General features: G+C 64.8%; 26 protein-coding genes. 13 read left to right on the forward strand and 13 right to left on the reverse strand.

The annotated features are described in order from the left end of the window. The 7 genes from VNQ78_RS13175 to VNQ78_RS13205 form a co-directional block, all read right to left on the reverse strand. Positions 1-545 (reverse strand): RraA family protein (locus VNQ78_RS13175; RefSeq protein WP_325690458.1); only part of this gene is annotated, 545 nt, incomplete at its 3' end. Next, positions 542-1,321, reverse strand: a complete 780-nt coding sequence (locus tag VNQ78_RS13180; protein ID WP_325690460.1) for an HpcH/HpaI aldolase family protein — start codon at positions 1,319-1,321, stop codon at positions 542-544. The genes VNQ78_RS13175 and VNQ78_RS13180, both read right to left, overlap by 4 nt. Next, positions 1,318-2,148 carry a carbon-nitrogen hydrolase family protein gene (locus tag VNQ78_RS13185; RefSeq protein WP_325690462.1) on the reverse strand — a complete coding sequence of 277 codons (831 nt, stop codon included), beginning with the start codon at positions 2,146-2,148 and terminating at the stop codon, positions 1,318-1,320. The genes VNQ78_RS13180 and VNQ78_RS13185 overlap by 4 nt, the downstream gene beginning before the upstream one ends. A gap of 57 nt (positions 2,149-2,205) precedes the next feature. Then, complete coding sequence (locus tag VNQ78_RS13190) at positions 2,206-3,201, reverse strand: DctP family TRAP transporter solute-binding subunit (protein WP_325690464.1); 996 nt, start codon at positions 3,199-3,201, stop codon at positions 2,206-2,208. A gap of 44 nt (positions 3,202-3,245) precedes the next feature. Continuing rightward, positions 3,246-4,526 carry a TRAP transporter large permease subunit gene (locus VNQ78_RS13195; protein ID WP_325690466.1) on the reverse strand — a complete coding sequence of 427 codons (1,281 nt, stop codon included), beginning with the start codon at positions 4,524-4,526 and terminating at the stop codon, positions 3,246-3,248. Next, positions 4,523-5,068, reverse strand: a complete 546-nt coding sequence (locus VNQ78_RS13200) for a TRAP transporter small permease (RefSeq protein ID WP_325690468.1) — start codon at positions 5,066-5,068, stop codon at positions 4,523-4,525. Before VNQ78_RS13200 ends, VNQ78_RS13195 begins: the two co-directional genes overlap by 4 nt. A gap of 185 nt (positions 5,069-5,253) precedes the next feature. After that, complete coding sequence (locus tag VNQ78_RS13205) at positions 5,254-5,949, reverse strand: FadR/GntR family transcriptional regulator (protein WP_325690470.1); 696 nt, start codon at positions 5,947-5,949, stop codon at positions 5,254-5,256. A 281-nt stretch (positions 5,950-6,230) separates the two neighbouring features. Between VNQ78_RS13205 and VNQ78_RS13210 the strand changes: the two genes are divergently transcribed. After that, positions 6,231-6,527 (forward strand): PRC-barrel domain-containing protein, encoded by a 297-nt coding sequence (locus VNQ78_RS13210; protein ID WP_325690472.1) that lies wholly within the window; start codon positions 6,231-6,233, stop codon positions 6,525-6,527. A gap of 59 nt (positions 6,528-6,586) precedes the next feature. Further along, positions 6,587-6,772, forward strand: a complete 186-nt coding sequence (locus VNQ78_RS13215; protein WP_325690474.1) for a DUF3008 family protein — start codon at positions 6,587-6,589, stop codon at positions 6,770-6,772. A 28-nt stretch (positions 6,773-6,800) separates the two neighbouring features. Here VNQ78_RS13215 and VNQ78_RS13220 read toward each other — a convergent pair whose 3' ends face one another. Together VNQ78_RS13220 and VNQ78_RS13225 are read right to left on the reverse strand one after the other, a co-directional pair. After that, positions 6,801-8,033: an FAD-dependent oxidoreductase gene (locus VNQ78_RS13220; protein ID WP_325690476.1), complete on the reverse strand. Its 1,233-nt coding sequence runs from the start codon at positions 8,031-8,033 to the stop codon at positions 6,801-6,803. Positions 8,034-8,035: 2 nt separating this feature from the next. Beyond that, positions 8,036-10,090 (reverse strand): catalase, encoded by a 2,055-nt coding sequence (locus VNQ78_RS13225; RefSeq protein ID WP_325690478.1) that lies wholly within the window; start codon positions 10,088-10,090, stop codon positions 8,036-8,038. 267 nt (positions 10,091-10,357) lie between these two features. Here VNQ78_RS13225 and VNQ78_RS13230 point away from each other — a divergent pair, with 267 nt between their 5' ends. From VNQ78_RS13230 to VNQ78_RS13255, 6 genes are all read left to right on the forward strand, one after another. Further along, positions 10,358-11,215, forward strand: a complete 858-nt coding sequence (locus tag VNQ78_RS13230; RefSeq protein WP_325690480.1) for an SDR family oxidoreductase — start codon at positions 10,358-10,360, stop codon at positions 11,213-11,215. 13 nt (positions 11,216-11,228) lie between these two features. Further along, positions 11,229-11,441: a hypothetical protein gene (locus tag VNQ78_RS13235; protein ID WP_325690482.1), complete on the forward strand. Its 213-nt coding sequence runs from the start codon at positions 11,229-11,231 to the stop codon at positions 11,439-11,441. A 3-nt stretch (positions 11,442-11,444) separates the two neighbouring features. Next, complete coding sequence (locus VNQ78_RS13240) at positions 11,445-12,446, forward strand: DNA topoisomerase IB (protein ID WP_325690485.1); 1,002 nt, start codon at positions 11,445-11,447, stop codon at positions 12,444-12,446. A gap of 90 nt (positions 12,447-12,536) precedes the next feature. After that, entirely contained in the window at positions 12,537-12,725 is a 189-nt protein-coding gene (locus tag VNQ78_RS13245) for a hypothetical protein (RefSeq protein WP_325690487.1), read from the forward strand. A 100-nt stretch (positions 12,726-12,825) separates the two neighbouring features. After that, positions 12,826-13,068: a hypothetical protein gene (locus VNQ78_RS13250; protein ID WP_325690489.1), complete on the forward strand. Its 243-nt coding sequence runs from the start codon at positions 12,826-12,828 to the stop codon at positions 13,066-13,068. 1 nt (position 13,069) lies between these two features. Next, positions 13,070-13,873, forward strand: a complete 804-nt coding sequence (locus VNQ78_RS13255; RefSeq protein WP_325690491.1) for a Ku protein — start codon at positions 13,070-13,072, stop codon at positions 13,871-13,873. Between the two features lie 22 nt (positions 13,874-13,895). Here VNQ78_RS13255 and ligD read toward each other — a convergent pair whose 3' ends face one another. Both ligD and VNQ78_RS13265 read right to left on the reverse strand, forming a co-directional pair. After that, on the reverse strand, positions 13,896-16,346 hold the full coding sequence (gene ligD, locus VNQ78_RS13260; protein ID WP_325690493.1) for a DNA ligase D: 2,451 nt from the start codon (positions 16,344-16,346) through the stop codon (positions 13,896-13,898). 3 nt (positions 16,347-16,349) lie between these two features. Then, positions 16,350-17,150, reverse strand: a complete 801-nt coding sequence (locus VNQ78_RS13265) for a Ku protein (RefSeq protein ID WP_325690495.1) — start codon at positions 17,148-17,150, stop codon at positions 16,350-16,352. Positions 17,151-17,354: 204 nt separating this feature from the next. Between VNQ78_RS13265 and VNQ78_RS13270 the strand changes: the two genes are divergently transcribed. The 5 genes from VNQ78_RS13270 to VNQ78_RS13290 all read left to right on the forward strand — a co-directional run bounded on the left by VNQ78_RS13270 (position 17,355) and on the right by VNQ78_RS13290 (position 20,263). Continuing rightward, entirely contained in the window at positions 17,355-17,933 is a 579-nt protein-coding gene (locus tag VNQ78_RS13270) for a response regulator (protein ID WP_325690497.1), read from the forward strand. A 160-nt stretch (positions 17,934-18,093) separates the two neighbouring features. Then, positions 18,094-18,684, forward strand: a complete 591-nt coding sequence (locus VNQ78_RS13275; protein WP_325690499.1) for a hypothetical protein — start codon at positions 18,094-18,096, stop codon at positions 18,682-18,684. Between the two features lie 71 nt (positions 18,685-18,755). After that, positions 18,756-19,364, forward strand: a complete 609-nt coding sequence (locus VNQ78_RS13280; RefSeq protein ID WP_325690501.1) for an isochorismatase family cysteine hydrolase — start codon at positions 18,756-18,758, stop codon at positions 19,362-19,364. A gap of 158 nt (positions 19,365-19,522) precedes the next feature. Then, on the forward strand, positions 19,523-19,687 hold the full coding sequence (locus VNQ78_RS13285; protein ID WP_325690503.1) for a hypothetical protein: 165 nt from the start codon (positions 19,523-19,525) through the stop codon (positions 19,685-19,687). 102 nt (positions 19,688-19,789) lie between these two features. Next, positions 19,790-20,263: a sigma-70 family RNA polymerase sigma factor gene (locus VNQ78_RS13290; protein WP_325690507.1), complete on the forward strand. Its 474-nt coding sequence runs from the start codon at positions 19,790-19,792 to the stop codon at positions 20,261-20,263. A gap of 402 nt (positions 20,264-20,665) precedes the next feature. On the opposite strand, the gene VNQ78_RS13295 is transcribed toward VNQ78_RS13290, so the two are convergent. After that, the gene (locus VNQ78_RS13295) at positions 20,666-23,800 is read right to left on the reverse strand and encodes a multidrug efflux RND transporter permease subunit (RefSeq protein ID WP_325690509.1); all 3,135 of its coding nucleotides are present in this window, start codon (positions 23,798-23,800) and stop codon (positions 20,666-20,668) included. 5 nt (positions 23,801-23,805) lie between these two features. Continuing rightward, positions 23,806-24,906 (reverse strand): efflux RND transporter periplasmic adaptor subunit, encoded by a 1,101-nt coding sequence (locus tag VNQ78_RS13300; protein WP_325690511.1) that lies wholly within the window; start codon positions 24,904-24,906, stop codon positions 23,806-23,808. Positions 24,907-25,012 lie beyond the last annotated feature (106 nt).

Below are 25,012 nucleotides of genomic sequence, written 5' to 3' on the forward strand. Positions count from 1 at the left end.
GGCAGCGTCGGATCGGCGGGGGCAAGGGACAGCAGGCCATTCGCATCGCCGAACAGCAGATCGCCCTGCCGCACCACGACGCCACCGATGATGACCGCGCCGAAAAGCTCTGCCCCGGGGGTGTTCAGCACCCGCGTCGTCACCACGTTCAGCCCGCGCGCATAGACCGGGAGGCCGATTTCGCGCAGCTCCTCGATATCGGTGACGACACCATCCACGACGATCCCTGCAGCCCCGGCGGCAAGGGCGGCGCGCGCGACCATCTCTCCGACGCAGGCGACGTGGTGGTCGCCGGCGCGGTCGATGACCAGCACATCGCCCGGACCCAGATCGTCAAGCACCAGATGGACCGGCACCGCATCCGGCAGGGGTTGGCGGACCGTCACCGCCCGGCCCAGCAACTTGCCCGAGGTCATCGGCCTGACCAGGGGCGAGACGATGCCCGTCGTCAGGTAATGTCCAAGCGATGCGGGCTGGATTTTCTGCATCCGCTCGAGAAGAGCCGGGTCGAGGGCCGCCATCGGCGCGCGGGGATGGCGGATCATGCGACCACGCCCTTCGCCAGATCCGCGGCACGGCGGCAGCCGGCATTCAGGAAGGCCATGTCATTCCCGACAAGAAGCATGTCCCCGCCTTCGCCCAGAAGCTCCGCCACCTGATCCGCCTCATAGGGGAAGCAGGGCAGCATGACCTTGATCCCGCGCGCATGGCATTTCGCGATCAGCTCGCGCATGGCGGCGCGCACCTGCGGGTGGCGCATGGCGTAATCGACCGGGATGCCGCAGGCCAGCGAATAGTCGGCCGGCCCGAAATGCACCGCGTCGATGCCCGGAACGTCAAGGATGGCGTCGATCTCGTCAAAGAATTCCGGGCTTTCGGCCATTGGCACCAACAGCGTCTCGCGGTTCGCGCGCGCCGCATATTCGCCCCAGTCGAAGCCCGGCCCGCCATAATTCGCCGAGCGCACCGAGCTGTCGCCGCCGCGCCGCCCCAAGGGCGGGAACTTGGTCGCGGCCACGATCTCGCGCATCTGGGCGGCGGAATGGACCTGCGGGATGATGACCCCCTCGGCCCCCAGTTCCAGCGCCTTGCGCAAACCGGTGGGGGTGCTGTCCGGCACACGGACCAAGGGCGCGACGCCGGCAAGCCTTGCGGCAAGGATCATCCGCTCCATCGGCAGGTCAAGGCCAAGGGCCGTATGCTCGGCGTCGATAAAGACGAAGTCCAGCCCCCAGTTCCCCGCAATCTCGACGACGGCGGGCGCACCGGAATAGACATTCATCCCGAAGGTCGGGCGGTCCAGCTTCTCGCGCAGGCTCATACCACGGCGGCCTTGGTGCAGATGGCGTAGTCCTGCGGGCGGCGGTCGCGCCACGGGTGAACCTCATAGATGCCGGGATCGCGGATGATGGATTTCACGCGCGACTGCTCCAGATCGACATCGACCGAGAAGATGCCGTCGGCCATGCCGGCATTGATCACCTCGCGGCCGTCCGGGCCGATAACGTGGCTGTCACCCATGAACTGCATGCCGTCATCCAGATCGTTGCGGTTTGCGGAGAGGAAATAGACGAAATTCTCAGCGGCGCGGACCCGGCTGAAGAGGTCCGGCAGGATGCGCGCGGCCTCGGGCCATGCGGCGGGCAGGACGATCAGGTCGGCGCCTTCCAGTGCGAGGGTGCGGGCCACTTCGGGGAAGCGGATCTCGTAGCAGATCGCAAGGCCGATGCGGCCAATCTCGGTCTCGAAGACCGACGGGCCGTCGATCTGCGGGATGTCGACGAAACGGTCCCCGATCATGAAGGGCAGGTGCATCTTGTGATGCAGGCCGATGATGCCCTTGGGACCGATCAGGGCGGCGGTGTTCAACGCCTGATCGCCGCGCCGCTGGTAGAAACCCACGACGACATGAATGCCCGTGTCGCGCGCGGCGGCCAGGATCGGCTCAAGATCGCCGCGTTCGATATCGACCGCCGCCGCGACAAGGCTGTCGCGATCGTCAAAGGAGCCTCCGGTCAGGAAGCATTCCGGAAATGCGATCAGGCGGTTGCCCGAAGCGGCGGCCTCGCGCGCTTTCTCGGCGACGAGCGCCGTGGTGGCTGCGGTGTCGCCATGAATGGGCGAGAACTGGGCGAATGAGATTTTCATGGATTTCGTTCCGTGGAAGGGAGGGGGGCGCGAACCGAACCGCGCCCCCTGTCAGGATCAGTTCAGCTTGAAGCCGACCGCATCGAAAACGGTCTGGGTCAGTTCGGGGTCGAAGGTCTGCGCGTATTTCGCGATCACCGGGCGCACGGCTTCCTTCATGCGCTGCAGTTCGGCCGGGTCGATCTCGGTGACGGTATTGCCCGCGTCGCGGATCGCTTGCAGCGCCGAGACCTGTGCATCACGCGAGATCTTGCGCTGCTCGATGGCGGTTTCGCGCGCCACCTCGATGATCAGCTTCTGCTCGTCCTCGTTCAGCTTGTCCCAGAAGGGCTTGCCGATCAGCACGATCTGCGGATTGTAATTGTGCCGCGTGACCGAGACGTATTTCTGCACCTCATGATATTTGGACCCGAGGATGAAGGGCGCGGTGGTTTCCTGCCCGTCGACGGCGCCGGTTTCCAGCGCGGTGTAAAGCTCGGTCACGGCCAGCGGGGTCGGGTTCGCGCCAAGCGCCGCCCACATGTCGACGAGCAGTTGGTTCTGCTGGACGCGGACCTTCAGGCCCGAGATGTCCTCGATCTTCGTGACCTCATGCTTGTTGTTGGTAAGCAGGCGGAAGCCCTGCTCCCAGAAGGCGAGGCCGATCACGCCATGTTCGGGCAACTGGTCGTTCAGCTTCTTGCCGACCTCGCCATCCAGCAGCTGATCCATCACCTCGACATCCTGATAGATGAAGGGAAGGTCGAGAATGCCGAAATCCTGCTCTTGCGTGATCATGTTGCCGGCGTTCCAGACCATCATCTCGACCACGCCGCCCTGCAGCGAGGACAGGACCTGCACGTCGCCGCCCAGCACGCCATTGGCGAAGACCTTGGTGTTGAGCTTGCCGCCGCTGCGCTCGGCCAGCTTGTCGGCGAAGATCTGCATGCCCAGAACCGGAGGCGTGCCAGCCTGCCCGGTGGCGGCGAACTTGATCAGGTGCGAATTGTAGTCCTGCGCCTGAACGCCCGATACAAGGAAGGCGGCGGTCAGAAGACCGATGATCGTTTTCATGTCGATATCCGTGTTGGGTAAGGGGAAAAGGGTCTTGATGCCCTTTAGTGGGAAATCCATGCCGCGGGGACGGTGACCAGTCCGGGGAAAAGCACCAGCAGGAACAGCACCGCGACCTGTGCGAAGAAGAAGGGCAGGGTGCCCTTGCACAGCGCCTCGTAATCCATCTTGCCGACGGCGCAGACCACGTTCAGCACGGTTCCGACCGGCGGCGTGATCAGGCCGATCGCGCAGTTGATCATGAAGAGCACGCCGAAATAGATCGGATCGACACCCGCGGCCGTGACGACCGGGACGAGGATCGGGCCCAGCAGCAGGATCGTCGGCGTCAGGTCCATCGCGGTGCCGACGACGATGATCAGCAGCATCAGGATAAAGACCAGCAGCTTGGGATTGTCCATGAAGGGCTGGACCATCTCGATGATCTGGCCGGGGATGTCCGCAATGGTGATCATCCATGCCGGGATCGCGGCTGCGGCGACAAGGAACATGACGCCCGCCGCGGTCTTGCCGGCACGGAAGGTGACGTCCTTCAACTCGTCGAAGCTGAGTTCGCGATAGACGAACATGGCGACGAACAGCGAATAGGCGGCTGCGACGGCGGCGGCCTCGGTCGGGGTCACGATGCCGAAGCGCAGGCCGACGATGATGATGACCGGCAGCATCAGCGCCCAGAGGCTGTCGGCGAAGGCGCGGCCGCGCTCGGCCCAGCTTGCGCGCGGCGCGGGTTCGCTCTCCTCGGCGCGGGAGAGGAAGAACCAGGTAATCGCCAGTGCCAGCGCGATCATCACGCCGGGCGCGATGCCGGCCATGAAAAGCTTGCTGATCGAAAGGTTCGTCGCGACACCAAAGACGATGAAGCCGATGCTGGGCGGGATGATCGGGCCGATGATCGACGAGGCTGCGATAAGGCCCCCCGCGCGCTCCTTGCTGTGCCCGGCCGCGACCATCATCGGCAGCAGCATGGCCGAAAGCGAAGCCGCATCGGCCAGCGCCGAGCCTGAAAGGCTGGAGAGCAGCACGCCCGCGAAGATCACGACATAGCCCAGACCGCCACGGCGATGCCCCAGCAGCGATTGCGCCAGCGCAATGATGCGGCGCGACAGGCCCCCGGTGTTCATCACCTCTCCGGCGAGGATGAACAGCGGAATGGCGATCATCGGAAAGCTGTCGACGGCGTTCAGCAGGTTCTGGGCGATGATCTGGCCGTCGAACAGCCCCATCTGCCACATGAGCGCGGCACCGGTGATGATCAGCGCATAGGCGATCGGGGCGCCGATGGCGATGACCAGCAGCAGCGATCCGGTGAAAAGTGCGACGGTCATTTCAAGGCTCCCTGGGCCATCAGGCGCTCGGCCTCGTCCTCGTCTTCGGCGGCGGAAACGGTAAGATCGTCATCCGCAAGCCGGCCGGCGAGCAGAAGGACGAGCTGAGAGAGCAGGAAGATCCCGCTCATCACGGCAAAGACCACGCCCGCCAGATACATCGCGCCGATCGGCAGATGCGTCGCAGGCGAGATGACATGGAGATTGATCCGGGCCTGCTGCCAGCTTCCCACCAGCATGAGCCATGTGACGTAAAGCATGATCACATGGGTCAACGCGAAGGTCATGCGGCGCATTGCGGGGGGAAGGCGGCGCACCAGCATGTCGACGCCGACATGGCCGCGCTCGTAAAGCACGAGCAGCGCCCCGATGAAGGTCATCCAGACATAAAGCAGGCCCGACACCCCTTCAGAGAGGTAGATGCCGCTGTTGAAGGCGTAGCGCAGGACCACATTGCAGAAGATCAGGCAAAGCATGCCCACCATGCAAAGGATCACGATCCAGCGCAAAATTCCGAGATAGATGTTTCTGAGGGCGGTCATGCACTCTCCGCTGTCATAAGAAAGGGAGTTGGTCCCCCTCGTCCTGACAGAGGACGCGATTCCACCATCGGCCAAAGCCGGTTTGCCCTCGTCGACAGCGCCTGCCCATTTTCGGGCCTATGCCACGCGATCTCCCTGTCGGGTTCAGGCGTAATTTAATTGTATGATGACTGTCAACATATGAATCAGGCGTCCTTCAATTTTCTGTAACGCTCAAGGCTGCCGACCAGGTGAAAGCGCATGGCCTCGCGCGCATCCAGCACATCCTTGCGTGCGATGGCATCGGCGATGCGGCGGTGCTCATCGTTCATCTTGGCCAGATAGTCCCGCGTCAGTTCTGGAACCGAGGCGTGGATCAGTTGGCTGCGCGGAATGATCACCGGGCCGATAAAGGACAGGAAGCGGGGCATATAGCCGTTGCCCGTCGCCTCGGCGATCGCCATGTGGAAGGAGAAATCCAGCTCGCGCGGGTTCTCGATGAACCGGTCCAGATCAGCGGTGGTTTCGATGATCTCCATGATTTTCGCGAGGTTTTCATCGCTTCGGCGTTGTGCGGCCAGCCCGGCGGCCTCGACCTCGACCCCAAGGCGAAGCTCCAGGATTTCGAGGATTTCAGCCAGTTCTCCGGCTTTCTCGGGGCTGATCTTGAGGACACCGTTCTGCCCGGAGACGAAGACGCCGACGCCTTGCCGGGATTCCACCAGCCCCTCGGACCGCAGATGCGCGATCGCCTCGCGCACGACCGTGCGGCTGACGTTATAGGTCTCGCCAAGCTGGGCTTCGATCGGCAGCTTGTCACCAACCGAAAACTCGCCGGATTCTATCCGCTCGGCAATGCCCTTCGCGACGATGGATGACAGGCTGTCCCGGCGTTTTCTCATGTATCTACCCATGTTTGTTATATGATGTCATACATGAAGCAGCGGGCCACGGGAAGCTTCTTGTGCCGCAGGGCATCTTCTGGGCCGGGACCGAACAGCGCGAGACTTCTCCACGCGCCGGGGCAGATGCTGGCATTCGCCATTCTGGTAATTCTGGCAGGCGGCGGCAATGATTTTCAGGCCGCGTCCATGTTTCCCCTCACCTTCGCTTGAGCATCGGAAACACTCTTCGCCGGGAATTGTTGATCCCCCTCTACGCAACCAGCCAGGAGGATTCCAAGATGGATCACACATTGCACCAGCGGTTGAGCGAGACGGAACTGACCGACGACCGGCTTTCGGGCGCGACGATCTACGGACCCGGAGACGAGACGGTCGGCAAGGTTTCGCACTTGCATGGCGCGGGTTCCGGGGCCGAAGCCATCATTGATGTCGGCGGCTTTCTGGGCATCGGCTCGAAGCCGATTGCCATCAGTGTCTCCGAGATCGACTTCATGCGCGACGAAAGCGGCACCGTCCATGGCGTGACGCGCCATGGCAAGGATGAACTCAAGGCGCTGCCGGCGCATCATCACTGACCGGCCATCTGGCGGCGCCGATGACGGCGCCGCCGCATTCCTGCGAAGGAGGCACTGCGATGCCTGCGAAATCGAAAGCCCAGCAGAAAGCCGCGGGCGCGGCCCTGTCTGCCAAGCGCGGCGATACGAAGAAAAGCGAATTGCGCGGCGCTTCGAAGGAGATGTACGACTCCATGTCGGAATCCCAGCTTGAGGATTTCGCCAGCACCAAGCGCAAGGGCAAGCCCGAGCATGTGAAGAAGTGACCTTGTGGGGTCAGCGCGGTAAGGCGCGCTACCTGAAGGCGAAAAGATCCTCGTCCGCATCGACGTGTCCCGCCAGCCGGGCGGCGACGATCTCGGCCGCGATCATCGAGAAGGTGATGCCATTGCCGCCGAAGCCCATCACCGCATGGCAGCGGCTGAGGCCCGGCACACGGTCGATGATCGGAAGCCCGTCCGTGGTGTTGCCGAAAGGTGCGGCCCAGACATAGGCGGGCGCGCCGATCTCGATCCCGCAAAGGGCATGCAGCTTGCCGATGATCCGTTCAGTGCTTGCGCGCAGCAGCGCCGGATCCTTGTAGGCGAGGGCGTCGTCGCGATCCTCGCCGCCGGCGATGATGCGCCCGTCTTTGGCGGTGCGGAAATAGAGGTAGGGATCGGCCGCCTCCCAGACCAGCATTCCGTCGAGCCAGTCCGGCCGCGCCATCCGCGGCTGGCTGGCGAGGGCCCAGGTCGAGGTGATGCGGTGGGCCTTGCTTTCCATCTGCGGCAGGAACTCATAGCCGGTGCAGAAAATCGCCTGTCCGGCCGTCAGGATCGTCCCATCCGAGGTTGCCAGCGCGACGCTGTCCGCCCCTTCGGCAAGATCGGTGACCTCGACCGGCGATGCGATCTCGACCCCGCGCTCTGCCGCCAGCCGCAAGAGGCCGGCCGTCAGCCGCGCCGGGTTCGCCGAGGCGGATGCCCGCGACAGAAGCGCAGCCATGCGGTCGATACCATAGCGGCGCAAAAGCTCCGCATGGTCCAGATATTCGCTGGCAATTCCCGCCTCCTGCCGCGCCAGAAATTCGGTATGCATGGCGCGGTGGCCCATCTCGTCACCGGTGAGATAAAGGGCCGATTTCGGCTGCATGTCGCATTCGATGCCGCAGCGGGCGACGAGCTTCTCCAAAGCGTGCACCGCCTTGACCGAGCGGCGCCATGCCCGGGCCGCCTTCTCCGGCCCGATGCGCCGGGCAAGCCGGTGCAGGGGTACGTCGATCTCATGCTGGATCATCGCCGTCGAGGCGAGGGTTGAGCCCCGCGCCGGCGGGCGGCGGTCGAGGAGCAGGATCCGGCCCTTCTGCCGCGACAGCGCCTCGGCCATCAGCGCGCCGCTGATCCCGCTGCCCATGATGATCACATCCCAGGATTTCGAGGAAGGCGCCGCAATCATCGGAACTGAAATGCCTTTCGTCGCCGCCCAGAAGGGCGTGTCCAGATGCAGGCGGCGCTTTCGCGTGCGGGCCTTCTGCTGGGGCGCCACGATCAGGCGAGATCCCGCAGCGTCGGTTCGCGGTCCCAATAGCGCAGCGTGGCCGCCTCGGGCAGTTTCGCAAGATCGGTCACGCCGGCATCCGCCTTGATCCCTGCGCGGTCGAGCAGCGGCTTCGCCCCGGCGTCATGCCCGATCGCCTTCAGATGGGCGAAGGCGTCCATCACGAAGCCAAGGGCCGCGCTGTCCTCCGCAAGCTTTCGCGCTGCCGCCTCGCTCAGGACCAGTGCGACGGCATCGAAAAGACATGAGGGAGATCCTGCAAGCTGGCCGTCCGCCTTCATTTTTCCGCCGTCGAGCGCGATACCCCCGACCTTGGGCGCGATGGTGAATGGCGTGCCCCCGGCATCCTTGACCTTGCCGATCAGCGCCTCCAGCGCCGCCTTGTCCGAGCCCTCGTCAAAGAGGATCCCGACCTTGCGACCCTGAAGCGTGGCGTGCCATTTCTTCTGGATCGACAGCGCGTCGCTGGGCTCCAGATCAACCGGCGGGCGCGCGGGTTTTGCGGCTGCGGGCAGATCCATCGCCAGCCCCTTCGCGACGCGGCTGGCCAGATCCTCGTCGACATGGCGCAGATGCGACAGCAACCGCTGCCGGACATGTTCGAGGGCGACCTTGGACAGCTCGAAGGTGATCGCCGAGGCGATATGGGCCTGTTCGCTTACGGTCTGGGATTTCCAGAACATGCGCGGTTGGCTGTAATGATCGGCAAAGCTCTCGGCCCGGACCCGCAGCTTTGGCCCCGCAACCTCTTGCGGGGCGGTGCGAAAGCCCGACGCGCGGGGGCGGGGGCCGCCATCCTCGCCCGCCTCGGCAAGGCTGTTCGGCTCATAGGCGGCGCGGCCTTTCGGAACATGGGTCTGCATCATCCCGTCGCGCATCATGTTGGCAAAGGGACATTTCGGCGCGTTGACCGGGATCTGGTGGAAATTGGTCGTCCCGAGGCGCGATTTCTGCGTATCGAGATACGAGAAAAGCCGCCCCTGCAACAGCGGGTCATCCGAGAAGTCTATCCCCGGCACCACGTTCGAGGGCAGGAAGGCCAGTTGCTCGTTCTCGGCGAAATGGTTGTCGGGATTGCGGTCCAGCACCATGCGGCCGATGATGCGCAGGGGCACGACCTCCTCGGGGATGAGCTTCGTCGCATCAAGCACGTCATAGGGCAGGCTCGCCGCCAGTTCGGCGTCGAAGACCTGCACGCCGAAGTCATATTCGGGGTGGTTGCCGGCCGCGATCGCCTCCCACAGGTCGCGGCGGTGATAGTCGTTATCCGCGCCCTGCAGCTTGGCGCTTTCGTCCCAGACCAGCGATTGCGTGCCAAGGCGCGGGCGCCAGTGGAACTTGACGAAGCGCTCCTCGCCCGCGGCATTCACCAGCTTGAAGGTGTGAATGCCAAAGCCCTCCATCATGCGATAGCTGCGCGGGATGCCACGATCGGACATGGCCCACATGACTGTGTGCAATGTCTCGGGCATCAGCGAGACGAAATCCCAGAACGTATCATGGGCGGATGCCGCCTGCGGAAAACCCCGGTCGGCCTCCATCTTCACCGAATGGATCAGGTCGGGAAACTTGATCGCGTCCTGGATGAAGAAGACCGGGATATTATTCGCGACCAGATCCCAGTTGCCCTCGTCGGTATAGAACTTGGTGGCGAAGCCGCGCACGTCGCGGGGCGTATCGACCGAGCCCGCGCCACCCGCGACGGTCGAGAAGCGCACGATCACCTCGGTCCGCTTGCCCTTCTGGGAAAAGAGGCTCGCCCGGCTCAGATCCGGGATCGGATTGGTGCATTCGAAATACCCATGCGCGACCGAGCCGCGGGCATGGACGATCCGCTCGGGGATGCGTTCATGGTCGAAATGGAAGATCTTCTCGCGAAGGATGAAATCTTCCAGCAGCGTCGGTCCGCGCGCCCCGGCGCGCAGACTGTTCTGGTTGTCCGAGATCGGCGTCCCGTGATTGGTGGTGAGAAGCGGCGTGTCTTTGGTTCCGACCTGCTGCGTCTCGCCGCCTTCGCCGGTGGTCTGGTCATAGGGATGTGCCATCTGTGCTCGCCTTCCGATTGGTAGGTCAGGGACGAGCGCCGGCTCGTCCGGGTCGGGGCGGAAACGTCCGGGGCGGGGCAGGGTTCCGAAAATCTGCATCCCCGGCAGGCCGGGAACAAATGGTTGCTGGCAGGGTTTCCAGCAGGGTTGCGCCGCGTCATCCCGGCGATCTTCGATCTTGGAACAATGGCCGGGCGGACGGGTTCCTCCCCGAAACAACGCCATCGACGGGCCGGAAAGGCCGGCCTGCCGCAGGAGGAGCAGCGCATGAAGGATTATCCCAGACCGCCATTCCCCGAACAGAGCCAGAAGCTGCCCGGCAGTTTCCAGAAAATGACGCCGCGCCCCGATCATGGCGAGACGTCATGGCGCGGGGCGGGCAGGCTGGAGGGCAAGGTCGCACTGATTACCGGCGGGGACAGCGGCATCGGCCGCGCCGTCGCCATCGCCTATGCCCGTGAGGGGGCGAATCTGGCCATCGCCTATCTCGATGAGACCGAGGACGCGACCGACACCTCGCAGATCGTGCAGGAAGCCGGGCGCGACTGCCTGCTGCTGCCCGGAGATCTGGGCGATCCCCAGCATTGCCGCGCCGTCGTGGCCCGCACGGTTGAGCGTTACGGGCGCATCGACATTCTGGTGAACAATGCCGCGCATCAGATGAAATTCGACGAGATCGGCGAGATCTCGGACGCGGAATGGCGACGCACTTTCGCGGTGAATATCGACGCGATGTTCTATCTCGCCAAGGGGGCGGTTCCGCATATGGCGCCGGGCAGCGCGATCATCAACACCGCCTCGATCAATGCCGACAAGCCGAACCCGACGCTGTTGGCCTATGCGACGACCAAGGGCGCGATCCAGAACTTCACCGCGGGCCTTGCGCAGTTGCTGGCAGAAAAGGGCATCCGGGTGAATGCCGTGGCCCCCGGCCCGGTCTGGACGCCGCTGATCCCTGCCAGCATGCCCCCCGGTGACGTGGCAAAATTTGGCGAGAAATATCCGATGAAACGCCCGGCCCAGCCGGTCGAGCTGGCGTCAAGCTATGTCATGCTGGCCGAACCGATGTCGAGCTATGTCTCGGGCGCGACGATTGCCGTGACCGGCGGCATGCCCATGATCTGAGAAAGGAGCGACCATGAAGAACGCGATCCTGCGCCTCGGCCTCGGCATCGCCGCGGGCTTTTTGCTGAAATCCGCCCTCGACGCGCGGCGAACCCCGACCCCGCGGCTGGGAAATGTGCGCGACGCTGGACCAGAGGCGATGAAGAACCCACCCCGCGACTGGGATGCGGTGGACGAGCAGGCGGACGAATCCTTTCCGGCAAGCGACCCTCCGGCAAATTACTGAGGGATGGGGGAGGGGCTGGTTTTCGTCTCGGACAGCGATCCGGGCATCTCGCGGCGCAGGGCCGGCAGGGGCTTCAGCTATCGTGGACCCAAGGGCGAGACCTTGGGGCGCGACCAGATCGCGCGGATCAAGGCGCTGGCCATCCCGCCCGCCTATCGCGACGTCTGGATCTGCACCCTCGCCAACGGCCATCTTCAGGCGACCGGGCGCGACGACCGGGGCCGCAAGCAATATCGCTATCACCCGGAATGGAGCGAGGCGCAGTCTCGCACCAAATTCGACCAGCTTGCGGCCTTCGGGCAGGCGCTGCCCGCGCTGCGCCGCCGATTGCGCCGGGATCTGCAGGGTGAGGTCGGGGACCGCGATTTCAGCCTTGCCGCGCTGGTTCTGCTGCTCGACCGGACCTGCCTGCGGATCGGCAATCCCGCCTATACCGCCGCCAATCGCAGCTTCGGCGCCTCGACCCTGCTCGCGCGGCATCTGAGCCTCAGCGAGGACGGGCTGGTCGAGCTGAAGTTTCGCGGCAAGGGCGGCAAACTTTGCCGCCATGTTCTGCGCGACAAGCGGCTGAACCGCATCCTGCATGAAATCGGTGACCTGCCGGGGCGCAATATCTTCACCTATCTCGACGAGGATGGCGAGGCGCGCTGCCTGCATTCGCAGGATGTGAACGACTACCTTTCGGAGATCGCGGGCGAGGGGGTGACGGCCAAGACCTTCCGCACCTGGGGCGGGACGCTGGCGGCCTTCGAGTTTGCGGAGAGCCTGCCGCCCGAGGAAGGGCTGAGCGCGCGGATGCTGGCCGATGCGACCGCCGAACGGCTTTTCAATACGCCGACAGTCTGCCGGAAATCCTATATCCATCCCGCGGTCCTGGCCCTGGCAGACCTGCCCTCCGCAAGGCGCGCCGCCTTGCTCACAGGGCTGCCCTGTCCCGAGATCGCCGAATTGCGCGCGAGCGAGCGGCGCCTCCTCGCCCTACTGGACCCGGAACAAGGCGGATGAGCCATGCGTCAACACAGTCGCGAAATCTTGTGCGAACTTTCACGGATTTTTGCGGTTGATCCCCGGAAAGCGGTTTCTAAAGGAGAAGCGATGCAGAGCGCCGAGAAAGACGAGCAGCACCTGCCCAACCATCCGCCACAGGAACGCGGTACCTATCCCTCAGGACTGGAGCGCGAGCGGCGCGAACCTGCGGGCGGTGCCGACAAGCCGAAACCGTCCCCGGAGCATCGCCCCGAGGACAAGACCGCCCATGACCCCGATCAAAGGAGAGAGCTATGAAAGGCATTATCGCATGGTTTCTGGGTGTGCCCCTCGTCGTCATCATCCTGCTCTATGTGACCGGGATATTCTGACGGCACCCGCCAAGTGGAGAGTTCCGATGTCCTATAACACCGAACCCGAACGCGCCGCGCGCCGGCATCCGGCCGCGATCATTGCGATCATCCTGGCCCTTGCCGTGGCAGGCATTGCGTTGATCTGGTGGATGGGTTCCGATCCGGTCGAGGAAGGCGATGTGAGCCGGATCGAAGCCCCCGCCGCGCCCGAGGGCGGGGCGCAGACGACACCGACCGCACCGCCTCCGGCCGGAACGCCCGCCGCTGGCAGCCCGCCGAGCCAATGAGATGGCGCCGCGCGTCTTCTGGAAGGGTTACCTGAAGCTTTCGCTGGTGACATGTCCCGTCACCATGATGCCCGCCACGACCGAGGGCGAGCGGGTCCGCTTCCATACGCTGAACGCCCGGACCGGCAACCGCGTCACCAGCCGTTACGCGGATGCCGTCACCGGCAAGACCGTCGAGGAGGACGATCAGGCCAAGGGCTATCCGCGAGGCGAGGAGGACCACGTCATCATCGAGGATGACGAGCTTGACGCCGTCGCCCTCGAAAGCACGCGGACCATAGATATCGAGATGTTCGTGCCGCAGGATTCGATCGAGTGGATCTGGTATGACAAACCCCATTTCCTGATGCCCGCCGATACGATCGGCGAAGAGGCCTATTCGGTCATTCGGGACGCGATGGTCGCCACGCAAACGGTCGGGATCGCGCGTCTGGTCCTCTACCGGCGCGAGCGTGCGGTGATGCTTGAGCCGCGCGACAACGGGATTCTGGTCTGGACCCTGCGCTATGGCGACGAGGTGCGTGATGAGAGCGCCTATTTTGGCGCCCCTGCCAAGGACAAGCCCGACCCCGCGCAGATGAAGCTTGCCCTGCGTCTGATCGACGAACGGATCGAGCCCTGGGACGAGGCGATGGTGCATGACCCCGTGCAGGAGCGGCTGCTGGAAATCATCGCGGCCAAGAAGAAGGGGCGCAAGAAGGCAAAGCCCAAGCCCGCCGAGGAGGAGAAGCCGGGCAATGTGATCAACATCATGGACGCGCTGAAAAAGAGCCTCGCATCCGAGCGGAAGGGGAAGCCGGGATAGCGGTTTCGCGCGCTGTCCCGCCTCAGGGTTTCGCGGGCAGGGGCCGTGCGGCCGCGCGAAATCCATCCCACGGATCGCGGCTCAGCGCGGCAAGCCGGGCGGGAAGGTTCGTTACGGTGAAATGCGCGGGCCCGATCTCGGGGCCAAGCTCCTCCCAGTCGAGCGGGGTCGAGACCGGCGCCCCCGCGCGCGCCCGGGCCGAATAGGCGGAAACCGCCGTTGCGCCGCGCTGGTTGCGCAGATAGTCGATCAGGATGCGGCCCTTTCGCTTCGACTTGGTGATGGTCGAGACATAGGCCTCGGGCGTGTCGGCGGCCATCGCATCGGCCATCGCCTTGGTGAAGGCCTTGGCCGCGCGCCAGTCGGCTTTCGGCTTCAGGGGCGCGACGACATGCAGCCCCTTGCCCCCCGAGGTCTTGACGAAGGCGGCGAGGCCCGCATCCTCGAGACGCCGGCGCACCTCCTGCGCGGCGGCGATCACCGCGGGCCAGTTCACCCCCTCTCCGGGGTCGAGGTCCATCACGATCATGTCGGGCCTTTCCCAATCGGTGATGGTCGAGCCCCAGGGATGGATCTCCAGCGCGGCGGATTGCACCAGCGCCATCAGCCCGTCGAGATCGCTGATGCTGATCAACTCCTCGCCCGCCCGGTCCTTCGGATCGCGGATGCGGGTGATTTTCGGGTTCATCCCCTTCCACGCATGCTTCTGAAAGAATTTCTGCCCCTCGATCCCGGTCGGACAACGCAGCAGCGCCAGCGGCCGGCCGGTGACGAAGGGGGCGATGCGACGCCAGACCTCGGCATAATAATCGGCCAGCCCCTCCTTGGTGACGCCTGCATCGGGCCAATAGATGCGGTCGGGATGGCTCAGCGTGACCGTGCGGCGTGGCACAGGCGGGGGTTTCGCCGGGTTCGGGCTTTCCTGCTCGATCTCGCGCGGATCCTTGTCCTCGCGCAGGCCCCGGAACGCGGCATGGCGCAGATGGCCGTCCGCGGTCCATGCCCGGAACTCGACCTCCGCGACCAGCTCGGGGCGGACGAAGCTGACATGGCGGGCTTCCTCGGCGCTGAGCTTGCCCTTGAAGGGGCTTTCCTTCACGCGCATCGCCTCCAGCCGGGTGAAAAGCTCGGCCGCGGCCGCATGGCTGAAGCCGGTCCCGACCCGCCCGACATGGCGCAGCGCACCCCCTTCATGCACGCCAAGGACCAGCGATCCCACCGCCTTCGGCTTGGCGGTCGAGGGGGTGAAGCCGCCAATCACGAATTCCTGCCGGGCCGAGCATTTCGACTTCACCCATGACCGCCCCCGGCCCGAACGATAGGGCGAGGCCGCGAGTTTCGAGACGATCCCTTCGAGGCTGAGGCGGCAGGCATGGCGCAGCACCATGTCGCCGTCATCCTCGAAATGATTGCTGAAGCGGATGATGCCCCCGCCCTCGGGGATCAGGCCCGCAAGCATCTCCTTGCGTTCGACCAGCGGCAGGCGGCGCAGGTCGCGCCCGTCGAGATAGAGCAGGTCGAAGACATAGAGCCGGAAGCGATCCTCGCGTCCCGCGCTCAGATCCGCCTGAAGGGCCGAGAAGTCCGACGCGCCGCTGTCGCCCTCGACCACCAGTTCCGCATCGAGGATGGCGTTTTCGACCGGCAGCTTCTCTAGCGCCGCGATCACGGATTTGCCGAATTTCCCGGTCCAGTCCAGCCCGCTGCGGGTCAGCAATGTGACCTTGCCCTTCTCAATGCGGACCTGCACGCGGTAGCCGTCGAACTTGATCTCATGCAGCCAGCGTGCGCCAGACGGGGCCGCATTTACCAGCGTGGCCAGCATCGGGGGGATGAAATCCGGCATGGCGGCCTTCTTGCCGCGCGCGGCGGGCTTGCGAGCCTTCGCGGCAAGCTTGCCGGGTGCCTTTCCCGCCGCGATTTCATCAAGACTACGTCCCGAGGCCACCGAGTCCGGGCTTTCCTCAAGGATATCCCCCGCGCCCTCGGGGCGGGCGAATTCGTCATCTCCCTTGATCAGCAGCCAGTTCTCGCGCTTTTCGCCGGGCTTGGCCTGCATCCGCACCAGATGCCAGCGTCCGTGCAGCTTCTCGCCGTCCAGCGTGAACTCCAGATGCCCCTTGGCATAGGCGCGGGCGGGATCACCCTCGGGTATCCATGTCCCGCGATCCCAGAGCAGCACCGTCCCGCCGCCATATTGGCCCTTGGGGATCGTGCCCTCGAACGTGCCGTAATCCAGCGGGTGATCCTCGACATGGACGGCAAGGCGCTTCTCCTCGGGATCGAGGCTGGGGCCCCGCGTCACCGCCCAGCTTTTCAGCACCCCATCCATTTCGAGGCGGAAATCGTAATGCAGCCGGCGCGCCGCATGTTTCTGGATGACGAAGGAATTGCCGGATTTGCTGGCCTTGCCGCCCTTCGGCTCGGGCGTGGCGGCAAAGTCGCGCTTCTTGCGATAGGTCTCCAGCGCCATGCGTCAGCCTGCCTTCTTGCGCGGCTTTTTCGCCGCCTCGGCGCTCTGGCGTAGCGCGGCCATCAGGTCCACGACCTTCGCCTTCGGGCGGGCGGGGCGGGGCTTGATCCGGCGCCCCTCGGCCTTGGCCTTCACCAGTTCGGCCAGCGCCGCCTCATAGCGATCCTCGAAGGCCGCCGGATCGAAGGTTCCGGCCTTGGTCTTGATGATGTGCTTGGCAAGGTCCAGCATCTCGCCCTTGATCCGGCGGGCGGAGATCTCGGCGAAGGCTTCGGCGGGCTTGCGCACCTCATAGTCGAAATTCAGCGTGGTCGCGATCAGGCCCTCGCCATGTGCTCGGATCAGCAGCGTTCGCATCCGCCGGAACAGCACCGTCCGGGCAATGGCCGCGACACCCTTCTTCTTCATCGCGTTCTGGATCAGCAGAAAGGCCTCGTCCCCGATACGGTCGGCCGGGGCGAGGTAATAGGGCTTGTCGAAATAGAGCTTGTCGATATCCCCGCAATCCAGAAAGGCCGAGACGGCAAGGGTCTTGTCGCTGTCCGGCACCGCCTCGGCGATCTCGTCCGGCGACAGGATGACATGCTCGCCCGTCCCGGGATCATAGCCCTTGACCTGATCCTCGGTCGCAACCGGCTTTCCGGTGTCGGCATCGACGAATTCGCGGCGCAGCCGGTGACCCGTTGCCCGGTTCACCATATGGAAAGCGATCCGGTCCGAGGTCGAGCTGGCCGTATAAAGCGCGACCGGGCAGACCAGTTCGTCGATCCTGAGAGTGCCCTTCCAGTTTGCCCGTGGTGCCATGACCCGTCCGTTCGCCCCGCTTGTGCCCCCAGTCAACCTTGCGACCGGGCAGAGGTTCCCTGATCCGGGGGCAGTCGGCGCGGTGGCAAAGGATTGCCATGCACCTCCCAGCCTGCGAAAGTCGGGCGGTCGATCCCGGCGCCAGCTCTCCGGTGATCGAATCGGATTTTCACTGCCCGACGGCCGGGCGGGGTAGGAGACCAGATGCTTCAGCAATCTCTGCGTGTTCTCGTGGTCGAGGACGACTATTTCCTTGCCACGAATCTGGCCGAGGAAATCCGGGATTGCGGGGATCAGGTCATCGGTCCCTTTGCCGATATTGGCGCGGCGATCGCGAATGTCGCAAGGGCCGAGGTCGCCATTCTCGACGTCAGGATTCGCGGGCATCAGTCCTTTCCCGTCGCGGATTCCCTGATCTCCCGCGAGGTTCCGTTCGTCTTTCTGACCGGATACGACCGGGACTGCTTTCCGCAGCGTTTCCTCGACCGGCACATCTATCAGAAGCCCAGCCGGACCGGATTGCTGCTGGACGATCTGCATGGCCAGCATGCCGAAGGGATCACGGCGCGCGACGACAGCATCGAAACGGCGGTGATCCGACTGCTCCAGCGCGCGAGATTTCTGTTGCCCGACACCGCCTCGGCCGAGCGTCTGGTTGAAGCGACGCTCCTGCGCGCCATCGCCGAGACCGAGGCCGGCGCGCCGGGCGAGCGGATCTCGGCCTTTCTGCTGTCGCTGCTCGAGGATGAGTTCCGGCAGCGCGGCAGGCTCTACCTGAACTGAGGCGACGCGGGCGGGGCCTGACGGGCCACACCGTCCTGATGCCCTGACTCGCGATCTTGTGAACCGGGCGGCGAAACATTGGGCCCCGGCGCGGGTTCGCCGAAACAGGCAACCTTCATGCGAGGATGGGATGAAGCCTTCATTTTCGACAGGCGGAGTGATGCTTGCCGGCAGTCTTGCGGCAATCTTCTCGCTCATCGTCCTTGGGGGACTGACCGCCGTTTCTGGCCAGCCCTTCTGGATGCCGCTGAACGTGACCACGCAGGCGATCTACGGTCCTGAAGTCGCGGAAATTCCCGCCTTCGACCTCGGACATACGGGCCTTGGACTGCTGATCCATGTGATTTCCTGCATCTTCTGGGCGGCAGTCGCCATGATTTTCATGCAGTGGATCGGTTCGGCGGCAGCGGCGGGTTTCGGCACCGCGCTGCTGGCCCTGGTGATCGACTATGGCATCCTGCCCGAGCGGCTGAGCCCGGGCTGGCATCTCGCGCTGGTCTTTCCCGTGGTCGTCTGCGGCTTCATCGCGCTGGGTCTGGGGCTTTGGCTGGGCCTCTCCCGCGTCTCGCGGGTTCAGTCGCCACCATTTCCGACGGCGCCGATACCTGTGACAGGAATCCCGGTCCCACATCACGGACCCGACGCGCTGCGCCATCCCGCCCCGCCGGTGATCGACCAGCGCCAGCAACGCATCGACCCGGCGAACGAGGTGACGGAAGATCCGAACCGGAACACGGATTCCGATCGCTGAGGGCTGATCGCTGGGCCGCCGGCCGGGAACAATGACCGCCTGCTGTGGTTCTGTGGCTTTGGGGGCAAGGCATGGCGGCAAACATCAAGCATGGACCGATCGGCCCGAATGCGGTGCATCTTTGCGTCGACATGCAGCGCCTTTTCGGGCCCGGCGGGCCGTGGCACGTCCCCTGGGCCGCGAAGGTGCTGCCGGCGATCCATGACCTTGCGCGCTTTCACCCGGAGCGGACGATCTTCACCCGCTTCATCCCGCCGCGCGACCTCGCCTCTGCCACCGGCTGCTGGCGCCGCTATTACCAGAAATGGCCCGGGATTCTGGGCGAGAGCCTGCCGCCGGCGCAGCTGGATCTGCTGCCGGAACTGGCGGATTTCGTGCCTCCGGCGCGGGTCAAGGACAAGTCGGTCTATTCGCCCTGGCAGGATGGAGAGCTGCACCGGTTCCTGCGCAAGGCCGAGGTCGATACGCTGGTCATTTCGGGCGGCGAGACGGATATCTGCGTCATGGCGACGGCGCTTGGCGCGGTGGATCGCGGCTATCGCACCATTCTCGTCTCCGATGCCGTCTGCTCATCCCTGGACGAGGCGCATGATGCGGCGATGACCATGTTCCGGCTGCGCTTCTCGGAACAGGTCGAGGCGATCCCGCTGGAGGAGGTGCTGGAGAACTGGCGCGGTTGAGAGGTTCCAGCGGGCCTGCGCCGCCATTGCCCGCAAGTGTTTGGAGAAATCAGGGTTTGAGGCTAAGCTTCTCATGTTTGTGAGGGAAATTGCATCGGTTCGGCGGTAACATTTCCGCCGCTGCGAAGGTTCTGCGAGGGAAAGGACCAGGACGAAGAATGGGCTACTCGATGCAGGAAGAAGACGAGGGGCCCGGTCTGGGGCCCGAACTGGACAAGGCGCTTGCCGAGTTGCTGGACCAGACCCGCAGGGAGCCGATCTCGCCGCGCCTGCGCGAACTGGCCGAGCGGCTGGCGAGGGCGCTGGAAAAGGCGCGGCAATGACCGGCGGACCTCTCCGCGGGAATTGGCCGAGGGACTGAAAAGGGACGGAACCCCGACCGGCCTTGCGGGATTTCCTTTCCATGGAAAGCGAGGAGGCATTCCATGAAGGGCGAGATCCTTGAGCAAATCCCGGGATTGCGCGCCTATGCGCGCGTCCTGTGCCGGTCTGTTCCAGATGCCGAGGACCTGGTTCAGGAGACCCTGCTGCGGGCGATCGAATATGCTGGCAGCTTCCGGCCCGGCACCAATCTGCGGGCCTGGCTTTTCACCATCATGCGCAATCGCTTCTACACCAATTGCCGCAAATCGGCGCGCGAGCGGACCGGCGGAATGGATTGCGTCTCGGAGCAGCCGCGGAGCGAGCCCGAACAGGAATGGCACATGCAGACGATCGAGCTGCATTCCGCGCTGCGCGACATGCCGGTGCATTACCGCGAGGCGATCATTCTGGTCGGAGCTTTGGGTGAAAGCTATCTCGAGGCGGCCCGCGTCCTCGATTGCGACATCGGCACCATCAAGAGCCGCGTGAACCGCGCCCGCAACATGCTCCGCAAGGCGCTGGAGCCGGAGTTGTAGACCGGGCGCAGGCTTTGAGCGGGTTCCGAAAATTCGACATATGATCGGGCGTGCGAGGCTGACCATCCGGCCGCCGTTGGTCCATTTCGCAAATGTGGCTGATTGTCCTTTATGGGGTGTCGAAGGCCCCGATGGCGCGAAGCGATGCTTGCGGGCGGGGGCGAGTTGGCTTTCAGCGGCGATTTCCCGAACCGCCGGCAAAAGTCCCCGAAGCGACCGTGCATCGTGGACTTCGTGAGCCGCATTTTCACCACGCTGAAGAGGAGGACACCCCGCGAGCAGCAACGGGAACGACCGGCCAACTGCAATCTTGCTATTCGCACGCGGCGTTCGCAGCCGGGTTCCTCCAGACCGCACCGGCCCCAGCGACGCGCCCGCTCCATCACCGGCGGACGCCTCAGATCAGCCCTTTTCCTCGGCCTTCTTCCACAGCCTCTTGATCCTTTCGCGCAGCGTCTGGAAGATCACGTAAAGCGAGGGGATCAGGAAAATCCCGATCAGCGCCGCGGCCAGCATCCCGCCAGCGACGCCGGTGCCGACGGCGCGACGGCTCAGCATCGCGGCCCCGGTTGCGCCGACCAGCGGCAGCAGCCCGGCGATAAAGGCGAAGCTGGTCATCAGGATGGCGCGGAAACGGTCGCGGGCGCCGGCCATGGCGGCCTCGTGGATGCCCATTCCGCTCTCGCGCCGGGCTTTGGCGAATTCGATGATCAGGATGGCGTTCTTGGCGGCCAGCGCGATCAGCACGATCAGGCCGATCTGGGCATAGATGCCGAAATCGAGGCCGGCGAGCTTCAGCGCCGCCAGCGCCCCTGCGACGCCCACGACCACCGACAGAAGGACCGGGATCGGGATCGTCCAGCTTTCGTAAAGCGCGACGAGGAACAGATAGGCAAAGACCAGCGCCAGCGCGAGGATCAGGGTGGTCTGGCCGGCCGCCTGCTTCTCCTGCAAGGCGGTGCCGGTCCATTCGAAGCTGTAGCCAGCGGGCAGGGCTTTCGCGCTGATCTCCTCCATCGCCAGAAGCGCGGTGCCGGAGGCCACGCCATCGGCGGGCGAGCCGTTCAGCGTCGCTGAGCGATAGTTGTTGTAGCGCACGATGGATTGCGGCCCGACGGTATATTCGGCATGGGCCACGGCGCTCACCGGCACCATTTCCCCGGTCGCGCTGCGCACATGCAGGGCGTTGATGTCGGCGACGGCGGCGCGGTCGCTTTCGCGAGCCTGCACGTTCACCTGCCACGTCCGGCCATAAAGGTTGAAATCGTTCACATAGATCTGCCCCAGCGTGCCCTGCAGCGTGGTGAACAGATCGCTGACCGAAACGCCGAGGGTCTGCAACCGCTCGCGATCCAGTTCGAGATAAAGCTGGGGAGACCCGGCCGAGAAGGTGGTGAAGGTCGGGCCAAGCCGCGGATCCTGGCTTGCGGCGACCATCAGCCCGCCCGCGACCGAGGCCAGATCGGCGGGCGAGCGCCCCTCCATATCCAGAAGCTGGTATTCGAAGCCCGAGCCGGTGCCCAGCCCGACAATCGGCGGCAGGTTGAAGGCAAAGACCTGCGCCGAGCGGATGGCCGCCCCCTTTTCCATCGCGGTGGCGATGGCGGCAAAGACGCTGCTGCTGGCGGTGGTCCGTTCGTCGAAGGGCTTCATCGCGGCGATGACAAAGCCGCTGCTCGATTTCGCCAGCCCGTCAAGGAAGCTGAACCCGGTGACCGAGACGACGCCCTCCACCCCCTCGATCCCGCCCAGCATCTCCTCGACCTCGCGCATGGCGGTATCGGTCCGGTTGACCGAGGAGCCTTCGGGCAGCCGCACCTCGACGAAGAAGGCGCCCTGATCCTCGGCTGGCAGGAAGCCCGAGGGGACCACGCGGAAAAGGCCAAAGACCGCGCCCATGGCCAGCCCCAGAAGCACGAGGCCAAGGACGAGGCGCCGCGCGATCATGCCCGCGCCCTTGACATAGCCGTCGCGCGCATTGTCGATCCGGCGCGAGATCCAGCCCAATGGCCCGCGTTTCGGTCCGTGATGCGGCTTCAGCAGGATCGCGCAGAGCGAGGGGCTGAGGGTCAGCGCATTGATCGCCGAAATCACCATCGAGACCGAGACCGCGACCGCGAATTGCTGGAAAAGCTGGCCCGACAGGCCGGGAATGAAGGCCACCGGCACGAAGACCGACAGCAGCACCAGCGTGATCGCGACGATGGCCCCGGTGATCTCGCCCATCGCCATGCGGGCGGCGTCGGCGGCGCTCATGCCGGGGTTTTCCTCCATCACGCGCTCGACATTCTCGACCACGACGATGGCGTCATCGACCACGATCCCGATGGCCAGCACCAAGGCCAGCAGCGAGACGGTGTTCAGCGAAAAGCCAAGCGCCAGCATGACCGCGAATGTCCCGATCAGCGCCACGGGCACGGCGATAAGCGGGATGATGGTCGCGCGCACGCTGCCGAGGAACAGGAAGACGACGATGATGACGAGGATGAAGGCCTCGATCAGCGTATGCTCGACCTCGGAAATCGAGGCCTTCACGAAGGCGGTGGTGTCATAGACGATGTCATAGCGCATGCCTTCGGGGAAATTCGCCGAAAGCCGCTGCATCGCCGCCGCGATCCCGTCCCCCGCCGCCAGCGCATTGCCGCCCGGCAGCTGGTAGATGCCGATCATCGCGGTCGGCCGGCCGTTGAAGCGCGAATGGGTGTCCGAGATCTTCGCGCCCAGCTCGACCGTCGCCACGTCCTTGATCCTCAGGAACGAGCCGTCGGGATTGGCGCGCAACACGACATTCCCGAATTCGACCGGGTCGGTCAGGCGGCCCTGCGTGACGAGGTTCAGCTGGAATTGCGGGTCATTGGTCATCGGCTGGGCGCCGATCCGGCCGATCGCGGCCTGCACGTTCTGCGCCTTCAGCGCCGCCACGACATCGCCCGGGGTCACCTCCAGACTGGTCATCCGGTCGACATTCAGGACGACGCGCATGGAATAGTCGAGCGCCCCGAAAAGCGAGGCGTCGCCCACGCCCGGCACCCGCTTCAGCGCGTCGAGGACGTTGATCGTGGCATAGTTCGACAAAAACAGGTCGTCATGCGCCGGATTGTCCGAGGTGATCGCGATGGTCTGCAGCATCGCCGAGGACTGCTTCTTGACGCTGACGCCGGTAGCGCTGACCTCGGCCGGAAGGCCCGGTGTTGCCAGTGCAACGCGGTTCTGGACGTTCACCGTCGCGATGTCGGGATCGGTGCCGACCGCGAAACTGACGGTCAGCTTGTAGGAGCCATCCGCGCCGCTGGTCGATTTCATGTAGAGCATGTCGTCGACGCCGACGACGCGCGCCTCGATTGGCTGGGCCACCGTGGTTTCGACCACATCGGCGCCCGCGCCGGGATAGTTGGCGGTGACGGTGACCTGCGGCGGCACGATGTCGGGATATTGCGCGATCGGCAAAGCCGTCAGCGCGATCAGCCCGGCCAGCGTCAGCACGATCGAGATGACGGCGGCGAGGCGGGGACGGTCGATAAAGACTTCGGAGATCATGCCGTTCAGCCACCCGCTGCGGGTTCAGACGTCGCGTCCACGACGATGCCGGGACGCACCTTGTTCAGGCCCTCGGTGATGACCCGGTCGCCCTCGGCCAGCCCATCCGCCACGACGGTGCGGCCGAGCTGGGTGCTGCCGGTCTTGATCGCGCGGCGCTCGACCTTCGACTCGGCATTGACCAGCAGCACGAACGAGCCTTGCTGGTCGCGCTGCACGGCTTGCTGGGGCACGGTCAGCTCGCGCGCGCCCTCGCGCTCCTCCAACGTGACGCGGACCAGTGCCCCGTCCAGCAGGGTGCCGTCGGGGTTCTTGAACTGGGCGCGCAGCAACACGGTATCGGTGCCTTGCGCGACATTCGCGCTGATATAGTCGATATCGCCCCGGATGGGATATTCGGTGCCATTGGGCAGGACCAGCCGGACCACGGCATCCTTGCTCATCTCGCCCCGCGCCAGTTTCTCCTGATAGGTCAGAAGCAGGGTTGTCGCGACGGGGAAGGTCACCTCGATCGGGTCAAGGCGGGTCAGGGTGGTCAGCGCACCGCTGTCGGGTCCGACCAGCGCGCCGACATCGACGGTGCTCAGCCCGACGATGCCGGGGAAGGGCGCGGTGATCGTGGTATAGGAAAGCTGCAGTTTTTGCCGGTCCAGCGTGCCCTGAAGCTGCTGAAGCTGCCCCTCCGCCTCGCTCAGATTGGCCTGCGCCATGTCGAGGTCGTTCTGTGCCACGGCATTGCGCTTGACCAGCTCTGCCTTGCGGTCGCGCTCCAGCTCGGCCAGCTTGCGCTGCGCCTCGGCGGTGGCGATCTGGCCCTCGATCTCGGTGACGGCGGCGCGGTAGTCCTCGTCCTGGATGCGGTAGAGCGGGGTGCCCGCCTCGACCCGCGCACCCTCCTTGAAGCCCACCTCCTCGAGAAAGCCCGAGACGCGGGCGCGGATGTCGATCTTCTGGATCGCCTCCACCCGGCCGGTAAAGCTGGCATTCGCCCGAACCTCGGTCATTTCGGCCGAGGCGACGGTCACGGCGGGGGTGGTCTGGGCCGAAACCCCCAGCGGCAATTGCATTGCCAGCAGCAGGGCCAGTACGGGAATTACGCGTGGCATGCACTTGTCCCCTCATCGACTCCCGCAAATGCTCGCATGGCATTGGCGATCAGACAAGAAGTCCTTGGCAAGGGGTCGAAATCTGTCGCTGCCACGGCATTCGCGG

This window comes from Paracoccus sp. (in: a-proteobacteria) (assembly GCF_035556475.1).
Taxonomy (GTDB): domain Bacteria; phylum Pseudomonadota; class Alphaproteobacteria; order Rhodobacterales; family Rhodobacteraceae; genus Paracoccus.

Bases quoted from the DNA above. Each gene is read 5' to 3' on its own strand.
- VNQ78_RS13300 (WP_325690511.1), bottom strand. From the start codon at position 24,906: ATGCCACGCGTAATTCCCGTACTGGCCCTGCTGCTGGCAATGCAATTG.
- VNQ78_RS13230 (WP_325690480.1), top strand. From the start codon at position 10,358: ATGAAGGATTATCCCAGACCGCCATTCCCCGAACAGAGCCAGAAGCTG.
- VNQ78_RS13240 (WP_325690485.1), top strand. From the start codon at position 11,445: ATGGGGGAGGGGCTGGTTTTCGTCTCGGACAGCGATCCGGGCATCTCG.
- VNQ78_RS13280 (WP_325690501.1), top strand. From the start codon at position 18,756: ATGGCGGCAAACATCAAGCATGGACCGATCGGCCCGAATGCGGTGCAT.
- VNQ78_RS13235 (WP_325690482.1), top strand. From the start codon at position 11,229: ATGAAGAACGCGATCCTGCGCCTCGGCCTCGGCATCGCCGCGGGCTTT.
- VNQ78_RS13250 (WP_325690489.1), top strand. From the start codon at position 12,826: ATGTCCTATAACACCGAACCCGAACGCGCCGCGCGCCGGCATCCGGCC.
- VNQ78_RS13180 (WP_325690460.1), bottom strand. From the start codon at position 1,321: ATGAGCCTGCGCGAGAAGCTGGACCGCCCGACCTTCGGGATGAATGTC.
- VNQ78_RS13275 (WP_325690499.1), top strand. From the start codon at position 18,094: ATGCTTGCCGGCAGTCTTGCGGCAATCTTCTCGCTCATCGTCCTTGGG.
- VNQ78_RS13210 (WP_325690472.1), top strand. From the start codon at position 6,231: ATGGATCACACATTGCACCAGCGGTTGAGCGAGACGGAACTGACCGAC.
- VNQ78_RS13255 (WP_325690491.1), top strand. From the start codon at position 13,070: ATGGCGCCGCGCGTCTTCTGGAAGGGTTACCTGAAGCTTTCGCTGGTG.
- VNQ78_RS13285 (WP_325690503.1), top strand. From the start codon at position 19,523: ATGGGCTACTCGATGCAGGAAGAAGACGAGGGGCCCGGTCTGGGGCCC.
- ligD (WP_325690493.1), bottom strand. From the start codon at position 16,346: ATGGCGCTGGAGACCTATCGCAAGAAGCGCGACTTTGCCGCCACGCCC.
- VNQ78_RS13290 (WP_325690507.1), top strand. From the start codon at position 19,790: ATGAAGGGCGAGATCCTTGAGCAAATCCCGGGATTGCGCGCCTATGCG.
- VNQ78_RS13225 (WP_325690478.1), bottom strand. From the start codon at position 10,090: ATGGCACATCCCTATGACCAGACCACCGGCGAAGGCGGCGAGACGCAG.
- VNQ78_RS13245 (WP_325690487.1), top strand. From the start codon at position 12,537: ATGCAGAGCGCCGAGAAAGACGAGCAGCACCTGCCCAACCATCCGCCA.
- VNQ78_RS13195 (WP_325690466.1), bottom strand. From the start codon at position 4,526: ATGACCGTCGCACTTTTCACCGGATCGCTGCTGCTGGTCATCGCCATC.
- VNQ78_RS13190 (WP_325690464.1), bottom strand. From the start codon at position 3,201: ATGAAAACGATCATCGGTCTTCTGACCGCCGCCTTCCTTGTATCGGGC.
- VNQ78_RS13270 (WP_325690497.1), top strand. From the start codon at position 17,355: ATGCTTCAGCAATCTCTGCGTGTTCTCGTGGTCGAGGACGACTATTTC.
- VNQ78_RS13200 (WP_325690468.1), bottom strand. From the start codon at position 5,068: ATGACCGCCCTCAGAAACATCTATCTCGGAATTTTGCGCTGGATCGTG.
- VNQ78_RS13185 (WP_325690462.1), bottom strand. From the start codon at position 2,148: ATGAAAATCTCATTCGCCCAGTTCTCGCCCATTCATGGCGACACCGCA.
- VNQ78_RS13215 (WP_325690474.1), top strand. From the start codon at position 6,587: ATGCCTGCGAAATCGAAAGCCCAGCAGAAAGCCGCGGGCGCGGCCCTG.
- VNQ78_RS13265 (WP_325690495.1), bottom strand. From the start codon at position 17,150: ATGGCACCACGGGCAAACTGGAAGGGCACTCTCAGGATCGACGAACTG.
- VNQ78_RS13295 (WP_325690509.1), bottom strand. From the start codon at position 23,800: ATGATCTCCGAAGTCTTTATCGACCGTCCCCGCCTCGCCGCCGTCATC.
- VNQ78_RS13205 (WP_325690470.1), bottom strand. From the start codon at position 5,949: ATGAGAAAACGCCGGGACAGCCTGTCATCCATCGTCGCGAAGGGCATT.